The organism is Paenirhodobacter sp., from assembly GCF_041916475.1.
In the GTDB taxonomy this organism is placed as follows: Bacteria; Pseudomonadota; Alphaproteobacteria; order Rhodobacterales; family Rhodobacteraceae; genus Rhodobacter.
Genome location: NZ_JAYRZN010000003.1, coordinates 64269 through 79611, shown reverse-complemented (window position 1 = coordinate 79611; position 15343 = coordinate 64269). Strand labels below are relative to the sequence as shown.

Genomic DNA, 15343 nt, shown 5'->3' with positions numbered 1-15343 from the left:
GGCGCGGAGCGGTCAGTGGCTGTCCTTGCCCACGGGATTGCCGCGGCAGCCCTTCAGGAAATCGAGATCGGCCCCGGTATCGGCGCCCTGCACATGCGCCTGATGCAGCCAGGCATAGCCGCTCTCGGGCAGATCATGCGTCGGCATCCAGGCGGCCAGCCGGGTGGCCAGCTCCTCGTCGGAGATATCCAGATGCAGCCGCCGGTTCGGCACGTCGAGCTCGATCATGTCGCCGTTGCGCACCACTGCGAGCGGCCCGCCGGCTGCGGCCTCCGGCGAAGTATGCAGCACCACGGTGCCATAGGCCGTGCCCGACATCCGCGCATCCGAAATCCGCACCATGTCGGTGATGCCTTTCTTCAGCACCTTGGGCGGCAGGCCCATGTTGCCGACCTCGGCCATGCCCGGATAGCCTTTGGGGCCGCAGTTCTTCAGCACCATCACGCAGGTTTCGTCGATATCCAGCTCCGGATCCTCGATCTTGGCCTTGTAGTCGTCGATGTCCTCGAAGACCACGGCGCGGCCGCGGTGCACCAGCAGGTGCTCGGAGGCGGCGGAGGGCTTCAGCACGGCGCCATTGGGCGCGAGGTTGCCCTTCAGCACGGCGATGCCGCCATGCGCGGTGAGCGGCCTGTCGGCCGGGAGGATCACATCCTCGTTCCAGTTCACCACATCCTTCACCTCGTCCCAGATGGTCTGGCCCGAGACGGTGAGCGCGCCCTTGTGCAGCTGGCCGTTTTCGCCCAGCCGCTTGATCACCACCGGCAGGCCGCCCGCATAGAAGAACTCCTCCATCAGGTATTTGCCGGAGGGCATCAGGTTCACGATGGTGGAGACATCGCGCCCGCAGCGGTCCCAGTCGTCGAGCGTCACATCCACGCCCACCCGGCCTGCGAGCGCGAGCAGGTGGATCACCGCATTGGTGGAGCCGCCGATCGCGCCATTGGTGCGGATCGCGTTCTCGAAGGCCTGCTTGGTGAGGATGTCGGAGGGCTTCAGATCGTCCTTCACCATTTGCACGATGCGCCGCCCCGACATCTGCGCCATCACCCGGCGGCGGCTGTCCACCGCGGGGATCGCCGCATTGCCCGAGAGCGCCATGCCCAGCGATTCCGCCATGGAGGCCATGGTGGAGGCGGTGCCCATGGTGTTGCAGGTGCCCGAGGAGCGGCTCATGGAGGCCTCGGCCTCCAGGAACTCGTCCTGGGTCATCTCGCCCGCCTTCACCATCTCGGAGAATTTCCACAGATGGGTGCCCGAGCCCACCCGCTCGCCGCGGAAATAGCCGTTCAGCATCGGCCCGCCGGTGACGACGATGGAGGGGATGTCGCAGCTCGCAGCCGCCATCATCAGGCTCGGCGTGGTCTTGTCGCAGCCCACGAGCAGAACCGCGCCGTCGATCGGCTGGCCACGGATGGTCTCCTCGATGGCGAGCGCGGCAAGGTTGCGAAACATCATCGCGGTCGGCCGGAAGGTGTTTTCCGAGGCCGAGAACACCGGCACCTCCACCGGGAAGCCGCCCGCCTCCCAGACCCCTGCCTTCACTTTCTCCGCCAGTTCGCGCAGGTGCCCGTTGCAGGGCGTCAGATCCGACCAGGTGTTCAGGATGCCGATGATCGGGCGCCCGTCGAACAGGTCGTGCGGGTAGCCCTGGTTCTTCATCCAGCCGCGGTGATAGATCGTGTCGCGGGAATTGCCGCCATACCAGTGCTGCGAGCGGAGCGGGCGCGGCCAGGGAGCGGGCGTGAAGCTGGACATGGGGGCCTCCTAGAGGGTGACGACCGCGGCGAGGCCCCGATCGGGGGCCACGGCGAGGGGGTTGCTGAGCGCGAGGCCGAAGGCCGGGGCCGAGATTTCGAACACGTCGCCTGCCTGCGGGGTGATCTTGTCGGCGAAGCTGAGCGTCGCGGTGCCGAACATGTGCACATGCAGATCGCCCGGGCGGCGGAACGGCGCGTATTTGAAGTTGTGGTGCTCGAGGTTCGCGATCGTGTGCGACATGTTGTCCTCGCCCGAGAGGAACGGCTTGTCGAAGATCACCGCGCCGCCGCGCAGGATCCGCGAGCGGCCCTCGATATGGCGGGGCAGGGGGCCCACCAGCAGCTCCGGCCCGAAGGCGGCCGGGCGCAGCTTCGAATGCGCGAGGAAGAGGTAGTTGATCTTCTCGGTCACATGATCCGAGAATTCGTTGGCGAGCGAGAAGCCGATCCGGAACGGCGTGCCATCCGGCCCGATCAGGTAGAAGCCCGCGATCTCGGGCTCCTCGCCGCCATCGAGCGCAAAGCCCGGCGAGGTGAGCGGATCGCCCGGCGCCACGGCCTCGGTGCCCGGCCCCTTGTAGAACCATTCGGGCTGCACGCCCACCGCGCCCTCGGCAGGCTTGCCGCCCTCGATCCCCATGCGGAACATCTTCATCGAATCCGAGATCTGGTCCGATTGCGCATGCATCGCATCGCGGGTGGAGGCGGAGCCGGTATGGGTGAGCCCGGTGCCGCACAGATACATCCGCGCGGGCTCCGGATGCCGGACGGGCACGTCGAGCTTGCCCGCCGCGGCCAGAGCCGGAAGGTCCACCGTCTCGCCGCCCTCGGGCAGCACATCGGCGAGCTTCGCGCCCCGGGCGATGGCGCTTGCGGCGAGGTCATAGATCGTGGCGCCCGGGATCAGGGTTGCCTTCTCCGCCCGGCGCAGGATCACCCCGCCGGCTTTCAACTGGCTCAGATGCATTGGATCAGCCTTGCTTTTGCTTGTTGTAGACGTCGAAGATCACGGCGGCGAGCAGCACCAGCCCCTTGATCATCTGCTGGTAGTCGATGCCGATGCCCATGATCGACATGCCGTTGTTCATCACCCCCATGATGAAGGCGCCGACCACCGCGCCGATCACCTTGCCGGTGCCGCCCGAAGCCGAGGCCCCGCCGATGAACACTGCCGCGATCACGTCGAGCTCCAGCCCGAAGCCCGCTTTCGGCGTTGCGGTATTCAGCCGCGCGGCGAAGATCAGCCCGGCCAGCGCCGCGAGGAAGCCCATGTTGACGAAGGCGAGGAAGGTGAGCCGCTCGGTCTTGATGCCCGAGAGCTTCGCGGCCTTGGCATTCCCGCCGAGCGCATAGATCCGCCGCCCGATCACCGTGTTCTGGGTGATGAAGGCATAGATCATGGTCAGCACCGCCATGCTCACGAGGACATTGGGCAGGCCGCGGAAGGTCGCGAGCTTGTAGCTCAGGAACAGCAGCGCGCCGGTAACGATGATGTTGCGCAGCCAGAAGAAATTCGCCGGTTCGCCGGTGATGCCATAGGCCGCGTCGCGCGCCCGCGCCTTCAGCCCCGTCCAGATGATCGCGACGGAGGCCACGATGCCCACGCCCATGCACAGCAGGTTCAGGTTGCGCTCGCCGAAGAGCGCGCCCGCGCCCTGGGTCAGGCCTTGCGGGAACAGATCCGGAATGAAGCCGGTGGAGAGGCGCTGGAACTCCATCGGGAACGGGCCCACCGACTGCCCGTTCAGCAGCCACAGCGAGGCGCCGCGGAACACCAGCATCCCCGCCAGCGTCACGATGAAGGAGGGGATCTTCCAGTAGGCGACCCAGTAGCCCTGCGCCGCGCCGATCACCACGCCGAGCGCGAGCGAAATGATCACGGTGAGCCAGACCGGCACGCCGAACTGCACGATCAGCACCGCCGCCAGCGCCCCGATGAAGCCCATCACCGAGCCCACCGAGAGGTCGATGTTGCCCGAGACGATGACGATCAGCATGCCGAGCGCCATGATGATGATGTAGCTGTTCTGCAAGAACAGGTTGGTGATGTTCACCGGCCGCATCAGCGTGCCGCCGGTGACGATCTGGAAGAACACCATGATCGCGATCAGCGCGAACAGCAGGCCGTATTCGCGGATGTGGGATTTGAGATAGCCGGTCAGATCGGTCTTGCCGCCGCCCGTGGCTTCGGTGGATTGCATCGCCATTCCCCTTACTCCGTGACGATGAGCGACATGATGCGCTCCTGGCTGGCCTCGGCGGCACTGAGCTCGCCCACGAAGGCCCCTTCGTTCATGACATAGATCCGGTCGCACATGCCGAGCAGCTCGGGCATCTCCGACGAGATCATCACCACCGCCTTGCCCTGTGCGGCCAGCTCGTTGATGATCGTGTAGATTTCGTATTTCGCGCCGACGTCGATGCCGCGCGTAGGTTCATCGAGGATCAGCACCTCGGGCCCGGTGAACAGCCATTTCGCCAGCACCACCTTCTGCTGGTTGCCGCCCGACAGGTTGCCCACCTTCTGCATCACGCTGGGCGTGCGGGTGGCCATGGCGCGGCGGTATTTCTCGGCGACGGCGGTTTCCTCGGCCTCGTTCAGCACGCCGGCTTTGGAAACGCCGGGCAGGTTCGCGAGCGTGGTATTGAAGCGGATGCTTTCATCCAGCACGAGGCCCAGGTGCTTGCGGTCCTCGGTCACATAGGCGAGCCCGGCCGCGATCGCGCGCGGCACGTCCGAGACATCCACCGACCGGCCGCGCATCTGCACCTCGCCCGAGATGTTGCGCCCCCAGCTGCGCCCGAAGATCGACATGGCGAGCTCGGTCCGCCCGGAGCCCATCAGCCCGGCGATGCCCACCACCTCGCCCGCGCGCACCGCGAAGGAGATGTCCTCGATCACCTGCCGCTCGGCCTGCTCCGGGTGCCAGACGTTCCAGTTCTTCACCTCGAGCACCGTCTCGCCCGGGTTCGGCGTGCGCTCGGGGTAGCGGTGCGACATGTCGCGCCCGACCATGTCGCGCACGATCTTGTCCTCGCTCAGCCCCTTGGCATCGAGCCGTGACACCGAGGTGCCGTCGCGGATCACGGTGACGGTATCGGCGACGTAGCGCACCTCGTTCAGCTTGTGGCTGATGATGATGCAGGTCACGCCCTGCGCCTTCAGCTCCAGCATCAGATCGAGCAGCTTCTTCGAATCGTTTTCCTGCAGCGCCGCGGTCGGCTCGTCGAGGATCAGCAGCTTCACGTCCTTCGAAAGCGCCTTGGCGATCTCCACCAGCTGCTGCTTGCCGACGCCGATGGTTTCCACAAGCGTGCCCGGCGCATCGCGCAGCCCAACTTTCGCCAGAAGCTCCTCGGTGCGGCGGTAGGTTTCCTTCCAGTCGATCACGCCGCGGGTGGCGCGTTCGTTGCCGAGGAAAATGTTCTCCGCAATCGAGAGCTGCGGCACCAGCGCCAGTTCCTGGTGGATGATGACGATGCCGCGGCTCTCGCTGTCGTTCAGGTCGCGGAAGGTGGCGGTGGCGCCATCATAGCGGATCTCGCCGGTGTAGCTGCCATGCGGATAGACCCCGGACAGGACCTTCATCAGCGTGGATTTCCCGGCGCCGTTCTCGCCGCAGATGGCGTGGATCTCGCCTTTGGCGACCGAGAGATTCACCCGGTCGAGCGCCTTCACCCCGGGGAATTCCTTGGTGATGTCGCGCATCTCGAGGATCGTGGACATGTGGCCTCCCTCCTTGGATGGGCCGCCCAGCGGGGCGGCCCCCCGGTGTCACTTCAGCTGGTCCGCGGTGTAGTAGCCCGAGCCCACGAGGATCTTCTCGTAGTTGCTCTTGTCCACCTCGACCGGATCCAGCAGGTAGGACGGGACGATCTTGACGCCGTTGTTGTAGGTCTTGGTGTCGTTGACCGGCGGCTCCTTGTCCTGCATCAGCGCATCGACCATGCCGACGGTGACCTTGGCCAGCTCACGGGTGTCCTTGAACACGCTCGAATACTGCTCGCCCGCCACGATCGACTTGACCGACTGCACCTCGGCATCCTGGCCGGTGACGATCGGCATCTTCAGGTCGCCCGAGCCATAGCCCACGCCCTTCAGCGAGGACAGGATCCCGATCGACAGCCCGTCATAGGGCGCCAGCACGCCGTTCACATGGCTTTGGGTGTAGTTGGCCGAAAGGATGTTATCCATCCGCGCCTGCGCCACCGCGCCGTCCCACCGCAGGGTGCCGACCTTGTCCATGCCGGTCTGGCCGGAGGGGATCTTGATCTCGCCCTTGTCGATCATCGGCTGCAGCACCGACATCGCGCCATTGTAGAAGAAATAGGCGTTGTTGTCGTCGGGCGAGCCGCCGAACAGCTCCACGTTCCACGGCTTCACATCGGGGAAGCGCGCCTTCAGCCCATCGACGAGCGACGTCGCCTGGATCACGCCGACCTTGAAATTGTCGAAGGTGGCATAATAATCCACGTTGCCGCTGTCGCGGATCAGGCGGTCATAGGCGATGACCTTCACCCCGGCCGCGGCGGCATTGTCCAGCGCGTTCGACAAGGTGGTGCCGTCGATCGCCGCGATCACCAGCACGTTGACGCCCTTCGTCACCATGTTCTCGATCTGGGCGAGCTGGTTCGGGATATCGTCCTCGGCATATTGCAGGTCGGTGTCGTAGCCCGCGGCCTGGAACTGTTTCACCATGTTGTTGCCGTCGTCGATCCAGCGCGCGGAGCTCTTGGTCGGCATCGAGATCCCGATCAGGCCCTTGCCCTCGGCATGCAGCTGGGCGGTGAGCGCGCACAGGCTCACGGCGAGCGCACCCGCCATCTTCAAGAAGTTCATGCTGTCCTCCCTTGCGGGGCCCAACGCCCCGCCCTCCCTCCCCGGTGGGGAGCTGATCTTCTGTAATCGCGCATGACATACCGATCAAATACCAATATCATGGAGTCGGATAACTTTATTGGTATGATGGATGGCGGATTTTCTGGCGAACATGCGCCCTGTGCAGAGCCGGCTTGTCGTGGAGATCGCCGAGGGCGGCCAGCTGCAGGGCGCGGCATCGGCCTGTGGCATGACCCAGCCGGCCGCCTCGCGGATGCTGGCCGAAATCGAGAGCCAGCTCGGCACCCGGCTTTTTACCCGTACGCCGAAGGGGATGGAGCCCACCCCCGCCGGGGCGCTGGTGGTGCATCATGCGCGGCGGATCATCCGCGACCTGGCCCGGCTCAGCGCCGATTTCGCCGAGATGCGCGCGGGGCGCGGCGGCTCGGTGCGGGTGGGCGCGGTCACGGGCCCGGCGCTCGGGCAGCTGGTGCCCGCGATCCGCTGGCTGAAGGCGCGTGCGCCCGGGGTCGATGTCGCGGTGGAGGTGGCGCCTTCGCAGACGCTGGTGCAGGCGCTGGAGCGGGGCGATCTGGATTTCGCGCTGGCGCGGCTGCCGCCCGATGTGAATGACCGCGCCTTCGAGATCGAGCCCGCGCGCGACGAGATCGTGCGGATGATGGTGCGCGAAGGCCATCCGATGCTCGGGCGCGGGCCGGTGCCGTTTAGCGCGCTTGGCCATCTGCCCTGGATCCTGCAGGACCATGGCACGCCGATCCGCCGCGCGATCGAGGCGGCCTTCCACGACGAGGGCCTGGGCGCCCCGGCCGATGTGACCACCACCTCCTCGCTGCTGGTGATCGTGGCGCTGCTGCGCGATTCCGATGCGATCGCGCCGATGTCGCAGGAGGTGATGGATCTGATGCTGGAGCCGCCGGTCTCGGCGGGGTTCCGGCGGCTGGAACTGAACCGCCTGGTGACCGTGGAGCCCTATCTGATCCTGCGCCCGCGCGGGCGCGAAATGTCGCGCGCGGCGGAGCTGCTGTTCGCGCGCACCCGCGACACGATCCGGCATTTCTGAGGCGGGGGCCGGATGATCTATCTGCTGCGGCATGGCGAGACCGAATACAACCTTCAGGGCCGCTATCAGGGCTGGACGGATTCGTCGCTCACGGCGCGCGGGCGGGCGCAGGCGCGGGGCGCGGGGGCGCTGCTGGCGGGGCTGGTCGCGCGGCCGGAGATCTGGGTGAGCCCGCAGGCCCGGGCGCAGGAAAGCGCGCGGATTCTGGCGCAGGCGCTGCCCGGGGCGGTGCTGCGCACCGATGCACGGCTGCGCGAGCTCTCGCTCGGGCTGTGGGACGGGATGACGCGGGAGGAGGTCAAGGCCGGGTGGCCGGGGTTTCGCAAGGCGCGTCCGCCGCGGGAGTGGATTTTTCATGCGCCGCAGGGCGAGGGGCTGGCGCCCTTTCGCGCGCGGCTGGAGGCGGTGCTGCAAGCGGCCTCCGCCCGGCCGGAGGGGGTGGTCCTTGTTAGCCATGCCTTCTCGGGGCGGCTTCTGCGCGGGCTGCATGCCGGGCTGACGCTGGCGCAGGCGCTGCATCTCGATGCGGCGCAGGAGCTCGTGTTTCGGCTGCGCCCCGGCGGCGGGATAGAGACGCTCCGGATCGATTAGCCCGGCGCGGGCCAGCCCTTCCAGGCGATCAGGAAGCCCGCGCCGGTGGTGGCCCGGGCCATCGCCTCGGCCTCGGCGCGCGGGGCGCCTTGCGGCAGGTGCCCGGCCATGATCGCCGCGTCCAGCACCGTCACCGGCCCCTGCCGGAGCGCGAGCGTGAAGGGCAGCGGCCCGGTCTGCCACCAGGCGGGCCCCCGCGGCAGCCGCGCCATCACCTGCGGCAGCGCGCGGCGGAGCGCGCCGAAGGCCGGATGCCCGGTCGGCGCCGCGATCAGCGCATTCGAGAGCAGCAGGTGCGCGCCCGCCACCTGCCGCGGCGCGGGCTCGGCCAGAACCGAGAGGCCACGCTGCGGGAACAGCGCCTCGGGCGGCAGTTCGGGCTGGGCGGGGAACCAGTCGCAATCCAGATAGAGCCCGCCTTCGGCCTCGAGCAGGCGGTAGCGCGCGACATCCACCGCGCCCGGGATATCCCCCGCCGCGCACATGGCGCGCCAGAGCGGATCGGCGGTGATGCCCGCTTCCGCCAGCGCCGCCTCGTCCCACAGCCGGTAGCGCCAGCCGTGGCGCGCGGCCCAATCCGCCCAGGCCGCGCAGGCCGCGGGCGGCGGACCCCCGATCCAGACCTGATGCAGCAGCCGTGGCACCGGCTGCCCCGCTACCGCGACGCAGGCCGCGCGCAGGGCGGCATCGGCCGCGAACAGGCCTTCGAGCGCGCCGGCGGGGGGCACCGCCGTCGCCTGCAGCCCCGCCACGGCCACCTTGTCGTGTGCGATCTTGGCGATGCGCAGCCGCGCCGCATGCAGTTTGCGCGGCAGGCCGAGCAGGGTCGCCTCGCCCAGCACTCCCGCCTCCGGATCCGCGGCGATTCGCTCCAGATGCGCGCGGGCGGCCGCAATATCGCCGCTGCGGGCCTCGGCCACCGCCGCGGCGATTTCCGCGACCAGTCGCGCCTTGGCTGTCATCGGCTTCGTCTCCCTGCTCATTGCTCCCGGCAATTTCGCGCGCCGGAGCGGAAATTGCCATGGCGTGCTCCACATTCGGGAGGTTAAGTCTCGACAGGAGGGCGCCGTACCATAATCTTGACGGCAAAGGACGGGAGACCGGCTCTGGCTCAGACACAGACATCGGCACACGATCTGCTGCGCGTGGAGGGGCTGCGGGTGGATTTCCCGCTCCTGAACGGCACGTTTTCGGCCGTGGCCGGGGCGAGCCTGCGCATTCTGCCGGGCAAGGTCACGGCGCTGGTGGGCGAATCGGGCTCTGGCAAGAGCATCACCGGCCAGACGATCATGGGCCTGCAGCCGCCGCAGGCGCGTGTTTCGGGGCGGATCCTGTTCCACCCGGGCCAGGGCGCCCCGGTGGACCTGCTGAGCCTGCCGCGCGATGGCCGCGCGATCCGCGCGATCCGGGGCGGGCAGATCGGGATGATCTTCCAGGAGCCGATGACCTCGTTCTCGCCGCTGCATACGATCGGCAATCAGGTCTCGGAGGCGCTGCGCCTGCACGATCCGATGCCGCCCGCGGCACTGCGGGCGCGCTGCGAGGCGATGCTGGGGCGGGTTGGCTTCGCCGATCCGGCGCGGGTGTTCGACATGTATCCGTTCGAACTTTCGGGCGGGATGCGGCAGCGCGCGATGATTGCCATGGCGGTGATCTGCGGCCCGTCGCTGCTGATTGCGGACGAGCCGACGACGGCGCTCGACGTGACGATCCAGGCGCAAATCCTCGCGCTCATCCGCGACCTGCAGCGCGAGCGCGAGATGGCGGTCCTGCTGATCACCCATGATCTCGGCGTGGTGGCGAACCTGGCCGATGAAGTCGTGGTGATGAACCAGGGCAAGGTCATGGAATCCGGCCCGACGCGGGCGATTTTCACCGCGCCGACGCATCCCTACCTGCGCGGCCTGATGGAGGCGGTGCCGAAGCTCGGGCCGCATGGGCGCGAGCGCCTGCGGCCGCTGCGCGAGATCCCGGCCGAGGGCATCCATGCGCTGGCGCGGCTGCGCCGCCCGGCGGAGCTGCCCGCGGGCGGGCATCCGGAGCGGCCACTGATCTCGCTCCGGGGGGTGACGAAGGCCTTCGAGCAGCGCAGCCAGTCCTGGTCGCTCCTTGCGCGCAAACAGGCGCCGGTGAAAGCGGTGGACGACGTCAGCTTCGACATTTTCCGCGGCGAATGCCTCGGGCTCGTGGGCGAAAGCGGCTCGGGCAAGACCACGGTGGGCAAGATGCTGGTCCATGCCATCCGCCCCGATGCCGGAACGATCACCTATGACGATGGCGATCTGGTAGCCGATATCGGCGCGGCGGAGGGGGCGCAGCTCGCGGCGCTGCGCAGCCGGGTGCAGATGATCTTCCAGGATCCGGTGTCCTCGCTTTCGCCGCGGATGACGGTGGGCAGCATCCTCTCGGAGCCGCTCGATATCCATCGCCGCGGCACGCCTGCGGAGCGGCGCGCGAAGGTCGCGGCGCTGCTGAATGCGATCGGGCTCGGGCCGGGCGCGGCCAGCCGCTTTCCGCACAGCTTTTCGGGCGGGCAGCGCCAGCGCATCGGCATCGCGCGGGCGCTGGCGCTGGCGCCGGAGTTCATCGTCTGCGACGAGGCGGTTTCGGCGCTCGATGTCTCGGTCCAGGCGCAGATCCTGAACCTGCTGAAAGATCTGCAAAAAGAGCTGCAGCTGACCTATCTGTTCATCTCGCACAACCTGGCGGTGGTGAACTATATGGCCGACCGGGTGGCGGTGATGTGGCGCGGCCGTCTGGTGGAAATCGCCCCGCGCGAGATCATCATGGAGGCGCCGGTCCATCCCTATACGCGCGCGCTGCTGGCGGCGATTCCGGTGCCGGACCTGAACTGCCCGCTGGATATTTCGGCGGCGCGGGTGCCTGCGGGCGAGGCCGAGGCGCTCTGGCCCGAGGCCTTCCGCGAGAGCCCGGCGCAGCCCGCGGTGCTGACCGATCTGGGCGGCGGCCATCTGGTGCGGATGCAGCCGATAGCGGAGCGTGCGGCGGGAGGGATGCGATGAGCGGGCTCACGCGGCGCGAACTGCTGGCGGCGCTGGCGGCGGGGGCGGCCTTCGGCCCCGGCGCGGCGCGGGCCTATACCGGGCCTGCCTATCTCGACGCGGCGGTGGCGGCCGGGGAAATGCCGCCGGTGAACGGGCGCCTGCCGCTCGATCCGCGCGTGGTCGATCTGCCGCAGATCGGGCGCAGCACCGGGCGGCAGGGCGGCACCATCCGGATCCTGATCGGCGGCCAGCGCGACATTCGCTTCATGCCGATCAACGGCTATGCGCGGCTGGCGGGCTATGATTTCGGCCTGAACCTGCGCCCCGATATCCTCTCCTCCTGGGACGTGGAGGAGGACCGGATCTTCACGCTCAGGCTTCGCCGCGGGCACCGCTGGTCCGACGGGCACCCCTTCACCGCGGAGGATTTCCGCTACTGCTGGGAAGACGTGATCCTGCGCGACGACCTCGGCGGCATGCTGCCGGAGCTGCGGGTGGAGGGGCAGGGCCCGGTATTCGAGGTGCTGGACGAGACGGCGGTGCGCTACACTTGGCCCGCGCCGCTGCCCGATTTCCTGCCGATGCTGGCCGCGCCCTCGCCGGTGCGCATCTTCATGCCCGCGCATTACATGAAGGGGTTCCACCAGAGCTATACGCCGCAGGCGGAGCTCGATGCGCTGGTCGTGGCGCAGCGGGTCGATGACTGGCAATCGCTGCACCAGAAGATGAGCCGCGTCACCCGGCCGGAGAACCCGGACCTGCCGACGCTGGAGCCCTGGCGGCCGCGCACCCTGCCGCCGGCGCAGCAATTCGTCTTCGAGCGCAACCCCTATTTCCACCGGGTCGATCAGGATGGCCGCCAGCTGCCCTATATCGACAAGGTGGTGATGAACGTGTCGAGCTACGACATCATCCCCGCCAAGGTCGCCACCGGCGAAAGCGACCTGCAGGCCTTCGGCATCGGCTTTCAGGACTATACGCTGGTGAAGGAGGCCGAGGAGCGGTTCCGGATCAAGGTCGATCTGTGGACCCGCACGCAGGGCTCGCAGGTGGCGCTGCTGCCGAACCTGACCTGTTCGGACCCGATGCTGCGCGGGCTGTTCCGCGATGTGCGGGTGCGCCGCGCGCTGTCTCTGGCCATCGACCGCACCGAGATCAACAAGGCGCTGTTCTTCGGCCTGGCGCGCGAGAGCGCCAATACCGTCTTGCCGCAAAGCCCGCTTTACCGCGCCGAATATGCCCGGGCCTGGGCCTGGCACGACCCGGAGCAGGCCAATGCGCTGCTGGATCAGGCCGGGTTCTCGCCCATACGGCTCGATGGCTATCGCCGCCTGCCGGATGGCCGCAAGGCCGGGATCATGGTGGAAACCGCGGGCGAAAGCACGGTCGAGGCCGATGTGCTGGAGCTGATCGCCGACCATTTCCGCAAGGTGGGCATCGCGCTCTGGACCCGCGCCTCGCAGCGCGACCTGTTCCGCAGCCGCTCGATGGCGGGGCTGACATCGATGGCGGTCTGGATGGGGCTCGACAATGCCGTACCGACGGCGGAAATGCCGCCCTACGAACTCGCGCCCACGACCGAGGACCAGTATTCCTGGCCGCAATGGGGGGTCTATTACGCCTCCAAGGGCAAGCAGGGGATCAAGCCCGAGGCGCCGGAGGTGCAGGAGCTGGTGGATCTCGTCGGGCGCTGGCGCCGGAGCCGGAGCCATGACGAGCGGCTCGAGGTCTGGCACCGGATGCTGTCGATCCATGCCGATCAGGTCTATACCATCGGCACGGTGAACGGCACCAAGCAGCCGGTGGTGCGGGCGGCGCGGCTGCAAAACGTGCCCGACGAGGGGATGATCGGCTTCCAGCCAACCTCGATGCTGGGGATCTACATGCCCGATACCTTCTGGCTCCAGGACGAGGCCTAGCATGCTGCGCTACATCATCGGCCGGATCCTCGTGATGATCCCCACGCTGTTCGTGATCTCGGTGCTGGTCTTCACCATCATCGAACTGCCGCCGGGCGACTATTTCGAGAGCTACGTGCAGGAGCTGAAAATGCTCGGCGAGCCCGCCGACCTGCAGGAGATCGAGAACCTCCGCACGCGCTACCATTTCGACGACCCGGCCCCCCTGCGCTATGTGCACTGGGTGAAGGGCATGCTGCACGGCGATTTCGGCTACAGCTTCGAATACCGGATGCCGGTGAACGAGGTGGTGGGGGACCGGCTCTGGCTGACCATGCTGGTCAGCGTGGTGACGATCATCTTCACCTGGCTGCTGGCTTTCCCGATCGGGCTCTATTCGGCGATGCACCAGTACAGCTGGGGCGATTACGGCCTGACCTTCATCGGCCTGATCGGCATCGCCGTGCCGCATTTCATGCTGGCGGTGATCCTGATGTATTTCGCCAATATCTGGTTCGGCACCTCGATCGGCCATCTGATGGACCTGCAATATCTGGATCAGCCGATGAGCTGGGCGAAGTTCGGCTCCATCCTCGAACATCTGTGGATCCCGGTGATCATCATCGGCACGGCGGGTACGGCGGGCATGGCGCGGCGGCTGCGGGCGAACCTGCTCGATGAACTGGGCAAGCAATATGTGGTCACCGCGCGCGCGAAGGGGCTGTCGCCCACGCGGGTGGTGCTGAAATATCCGCTGCGGATGGCGCTGAACTTCTTCATTTCGGATATTGGCTCGATCCTGCCCTCGATCATCTCGGGCGCGGAGGTCACGGCGATCATCCTGTCGCTGGAGACCACCGGGCCGATGCTGATCCGCGCGCTGCAGAGCCAGGACATGTATCTGGCCGGATCGTTCCTGATGTATCTCGCGGTGCTGACGGTGCTGGGCGTGCTCGTTTCCGATATCGCGCTGAGCCTGCTCGACCCGCGGATCCGGCTGCAAGGGAGGCGCGGATGAGCAACCCCCTGCCGCCACCGGGCGCGGAGCTGCCGCATTTCGTCTCCGAGGCGCCGTTCGATCCGGCGCAGGAGCCGGGCGGGCCGGATGCGGGCATGGGCCGCGCCGGGCAGCTGCGCCTGATCTGGACCCGGTTCAAGCGGCACCGGATCGCGCTGATTTCGGCGGTGTTCCTGGTGCTGATGTATGGCTCGCTGCTGATCACCGAATTCCTGGCGCCCTACCGGCTGGACAGCCGCGACCTCGACACGATCTATGCCCCGCCGCAGCGCGTTCACCTGTTCCACGAGGGCAGCTTCATCGGCCCCTTCGTCTATGGCCGCACGATGCGGCTCGACATGACCGACCTGAAGCGCGTCTATACCGACGACCCTGCCGACGTGCAGCGGCTGCGCTTCTTCTGCCGCGGCGAGCCCTATGAATTCTGGGGGCTGGTGGCGGCGGAGCGACACCTGTTCTGCCCGGCGCAGGGCGGGCAGTTCAACCTGCTGGGCACGGACCGGCTCGGCCGCGACGTATTCTCGCGCATCCTGTATGGCGCGCGGATCTCGCTCACCATCGGGCTTCTGGGCACGATCGTGAGCTTCACGCTCGGCATCGTCATCGGCGGCATCGCGGGCTATCGCGGCGGCTGGTTCGACCATCTGATGCAGCGCTCGATCGAGGTGATCCAGTCGATCCCCTCGATCCCGCTGTGGATGACGCTCGCCGCGATCATCCCGCTCAGCTGGAGCCCGATCCTCGTCTACCTCGGCATCACCGTGATCCTCGGCATGCTGGACTGGACGGGCCAGGCGCGGGCGGTGCGCTCGAAGCTGTTCTCGCTGCGCGAGGAGGATTATGTGCTCGCAGCCGAGCTGATGGGAGCGCGGCCGCCCCGCATCATCGGGCGCCACCTGATCCCGGGCTTCATGTCGCATCTGATCGCCTCGGCGAGCCTTTCGGTGCCGGGGATGATCCTGGGCGAAACCGCGCTCACGTTCCTCGGCCTCGGGCTCCGGCCGCCGATCACCAGCTGGGGCATCCTGATGACCGAGGTGCGCGGCATCAATATCGTCGCGCTCTATCCCTGGCTGCTGTGGCCGATGGCGCCGGTGGTGCTGGTCATCCTCGCGTTCAATTTCCTGGGCGACGGGCTGCGTGATGCAGCGGATCCATACCATTGAAGAAG

12 protein-coding genes are annotated in these 15343 nt (G+C 67.5%); 6 read left to right on the top strand and 6 right to left on the bottom strand.

Going from position 1 to position 15343, the window contains the following annotated elements:
- Window positions 1–12 precede the first annotated feature (12 nt).
- The 5 genes from araD to chvE are packed head-to-tail and all read right to left on the bottom strand — an operon-like array spanning window position 13 to window position 6600.
- On the bottom strand, window positions 13–1758 hold the full coding sequence (gene araD, locus ACOMG5_RS02145) for an L-arabinonate dehydratase (protein WP_420342132.1): 1746 nt from the start codon (window positions 1756–1758) through the stop codon (window positions 13–15).
- 9 nt (window positions 1759–1767) lie between these two features.
- Entirely contained in the window at window positions 1768–2727 is a 960-nt protein-coding gene (araD1, locus tag ACOMG5_RS02140) for an AraD1 family protein (protein ID WP_420342131.1), read from the bottom strand.
- 4 nt (window positions 2728–2731) lie between these two features.
- On the bottom strand, window positions 2732–3961 hold the full coding sequence (mmsB, locus tag ACOMG5_RS02135) for a multiple monosaccharide ABC transporter permease (protein WP_420342187.1): 1230 nt from the start codon (window positions 3959–3961) through the stop codon (window positions 2732–2734).
- 11 nt (window positions 3962–3972) lie between these two features.
- The gene (mmsA, locus tag ACOMG5_RS02130; protein WP_420342130.1) at window positions 3973–5487 is read right to left on the bottom strand and encodes a multiple monosaccharide ABC transporter ATP-binding protein; all 1515 of its coding nucleotides are present in this window, start codon (window positions 5485–5487) and stop codon (window positions 3973–3975) included.
- 48 nt (window positions 5488–5535) lie between these two features.
- Window positions 5536–6600: a multiple monosaccharide ABC transporter substrate-binding protein gene (gene chvE / locus ACOMG5_RS02125; protein WP_420342129.1), complete on the bottom strand. Its 1065-nt coding sequence runs from the start codon at window positions 6598–6600 to the stop codon at window positions 5536–5538.
- A 130-nt stretch (window positions 6601–6730) separates the two neighbouring features.
- Between chvE and ACOMG5_RS02120 the strand changes: the two genes are divergently transcribed.
- Window positions 6731–7660, top strand: a complete 930-nt coding sequence (locus ACOMG5_RS02120; RefSeq protein ID WP_420342128.1) for a LysR family transcriptional regulator — start codon at window positions 6731–6733, stop codon at window positions 7658–7660.
- Between the two features lie 12 nt (window positions 7661–7672).
- On the top strand, window positions 7673–8251 hold the full coding sequence (locus tag ACOMG5_RS02115) for a histidine phosphatase family protein (RefSeq protein ID WP_420342127.1): 579 nt from the start codon (window positions 7673–7675) through the stop codon (window positions 8249–8251).
- On the opposite strand, the gene ACOMG5_RS02110 is transcribed toward ACOMG5_RS02115, so the two are convergent.
- Window positions 8248–9213 carry a hypothetical protein gene (locus tag ACOMG5_RS02110; RefSeq protein WP_420342126.1) on the bottom strand — a complete coding sequence of 322 codons (966 nt, stop codon included), beginning with the start codon at window positions 9211–9213 and terminating at the stop codon, window positions 8248–8250. The genes ACOMG5_RS02115 and ACOMG5_RS02110 overlap by 4 nt on opposite strands.
- Window positions 9214–9330: 117 nt before the next feature.
- On the opposite strand from ACOMG5_RS02110, the gene ACOMG5_RS02105 reads away from it, so the two are divergent.
- Genes ACOMG5_RS02105 through ACOMG5_RS02090 form a run of 4 tightly spaced genes read left to right on the top strand, consistent with a single transcriptional unit; the run spans window position 9331 to window position 15338 of the window.
- The gene (locus ACOMG5_RS02105; RefSeq protein WP_420342125.1) at window positions 9331–11274 is read left to right on the top strand and encodes an ABC transporter ATP-binding protein; all 1944 of its coding nucleotides are present in this window, start codon (window positions 9331–9333) and stop codon (window positions 11272–11274) included.
- Window positions 11271–13175 carry an ABC transporter substrate-binding protein gene (locus tag ACOMG5_RS02100; RefSeq protein ID WP_420342124.1) on the top strand — a complete coding sequence of 635 codons (1905 nt, stop codon included), beginning with the start codon at window positions 11271–11273 and terminating at the stop codon, window positions 13173–13175. The genes ACOMG5_RS02105 and ACOMG5_RS02100 overlap by 4 nt, the downstream gene beginning before the upstream one ends.
- A gap of 1 nt (window position 13176) precedes the next feature.
- Window positions 13177–14172 (top strand): ABC transporter permease, encoded by a 996-nt coding sequence (locus tag ACOMG5_RS02095; protein ID WP_420342123.1) that lies wholly within the window; start codon window positions 13177–13179, stop codon window positions 14170–14172.
- The gene (locus tag ACOMG5_RS02090; RefSeq protein ID WP_420342122.1) at window positions 14169–15338 is read left to right on the top strand and encodes an ABC transporter permease; all 1170 of its coding nucleotides are present in this window, start codon (window positions 14169–14171) and stop codon (window positions 15336–15338) included. Before ACOMG5_RS02095 ends, ACOMG5_RS02090 begins: the two co-directional genes overlap by 4 nt.
- Window positions 15339–15343: the final 5 nt, after the last annotated feature.

What these genes read in the sequence shown, in the direction of transcription:
- chvE (WP_420342129.1), bottom strand. Translation starts at nt 6,600, where the DNA reads ATGAACTTCTTGAAGATGGCGGGTGCGCTCGCCGTGAGCCTGTGCGCG.
- ACOMG5_RS02100 (WP_420342124.1), top strand. Translation starts at nt 11,271, where the DNA reads ATGAGCGGGCTCACGCGGCGCGAACTGCTGGCGGCGCTGGCGGCGGGG.
- araD1 (WP_420342131.1), bottom strand. Translation starts at nt 2,727, where the DNA reads ATGCATCTGAGCCAGTTGAAAGCCGGCGGGGTGATCCTGCGCCGGGCG.
- araD (WP_420342132.1), bottom strand. Translation starts at nt 1,758, where the DNA reads ATGTCCAGCTTCACGCCCGCTCCCTGGCCGCGCCCGCTCCGCTCGCAG.
- ACOMG5_RS02120 (WP_420342128.1), top strand. Translation starts at nt 6,731, where the DNA reads ATGGCGGATTTTCTGGCGAACATGCGCCCTGTGCAGAGCCGGCTTGTC.
- ACOMG5_RS02115 (WP_420342127.1), top strand. Translation starts at nt 7,673, where the DNA reads ATGATCTATCTGCTGCGGCATGGCGAGACCGAATACAACCTTCAGGGC.
- ACOMG5_RS02110 (WP_420342126.1), bottom strand. Translation starts at nt 9,213, where the DNA reads ATGACAGCCAAGGCGCGACTGGTCGCGGAAATCGCCGCGGCGGTGGCC.
- mmsA (WP_420342130.1), bottom strand. Translation starts at nt 5,487, where the DNA reads ATGTCCACGATCCTCGAGATGCGCGACATCACCAAGGAATTCCCCGGG.
- ACOMG5_RS02095 (WP_420342123.1), top strand. Translation starts at nt 13,177, where the DNA reads ATGCTGCGCTACATCATCGGCCGGATCCTCGTGATGATCCCCACGCTG.
- ACOMG5_RS02090 (WP_420342122.1), top strand. Translation starts at nt 14,169, where the DNA reads ATGAGCAACCCCCTGCCGCCACCGGGCGCGGAGCTGCCGCATTTCGTC.
- mmsB (WP_420342187.1), bottom strand. Translation starts at nt 3,961, where the DNA reads ATGCAATCCACCGAAGCCACGGGCGGCGGCAAGACCGATCTGACCGGC.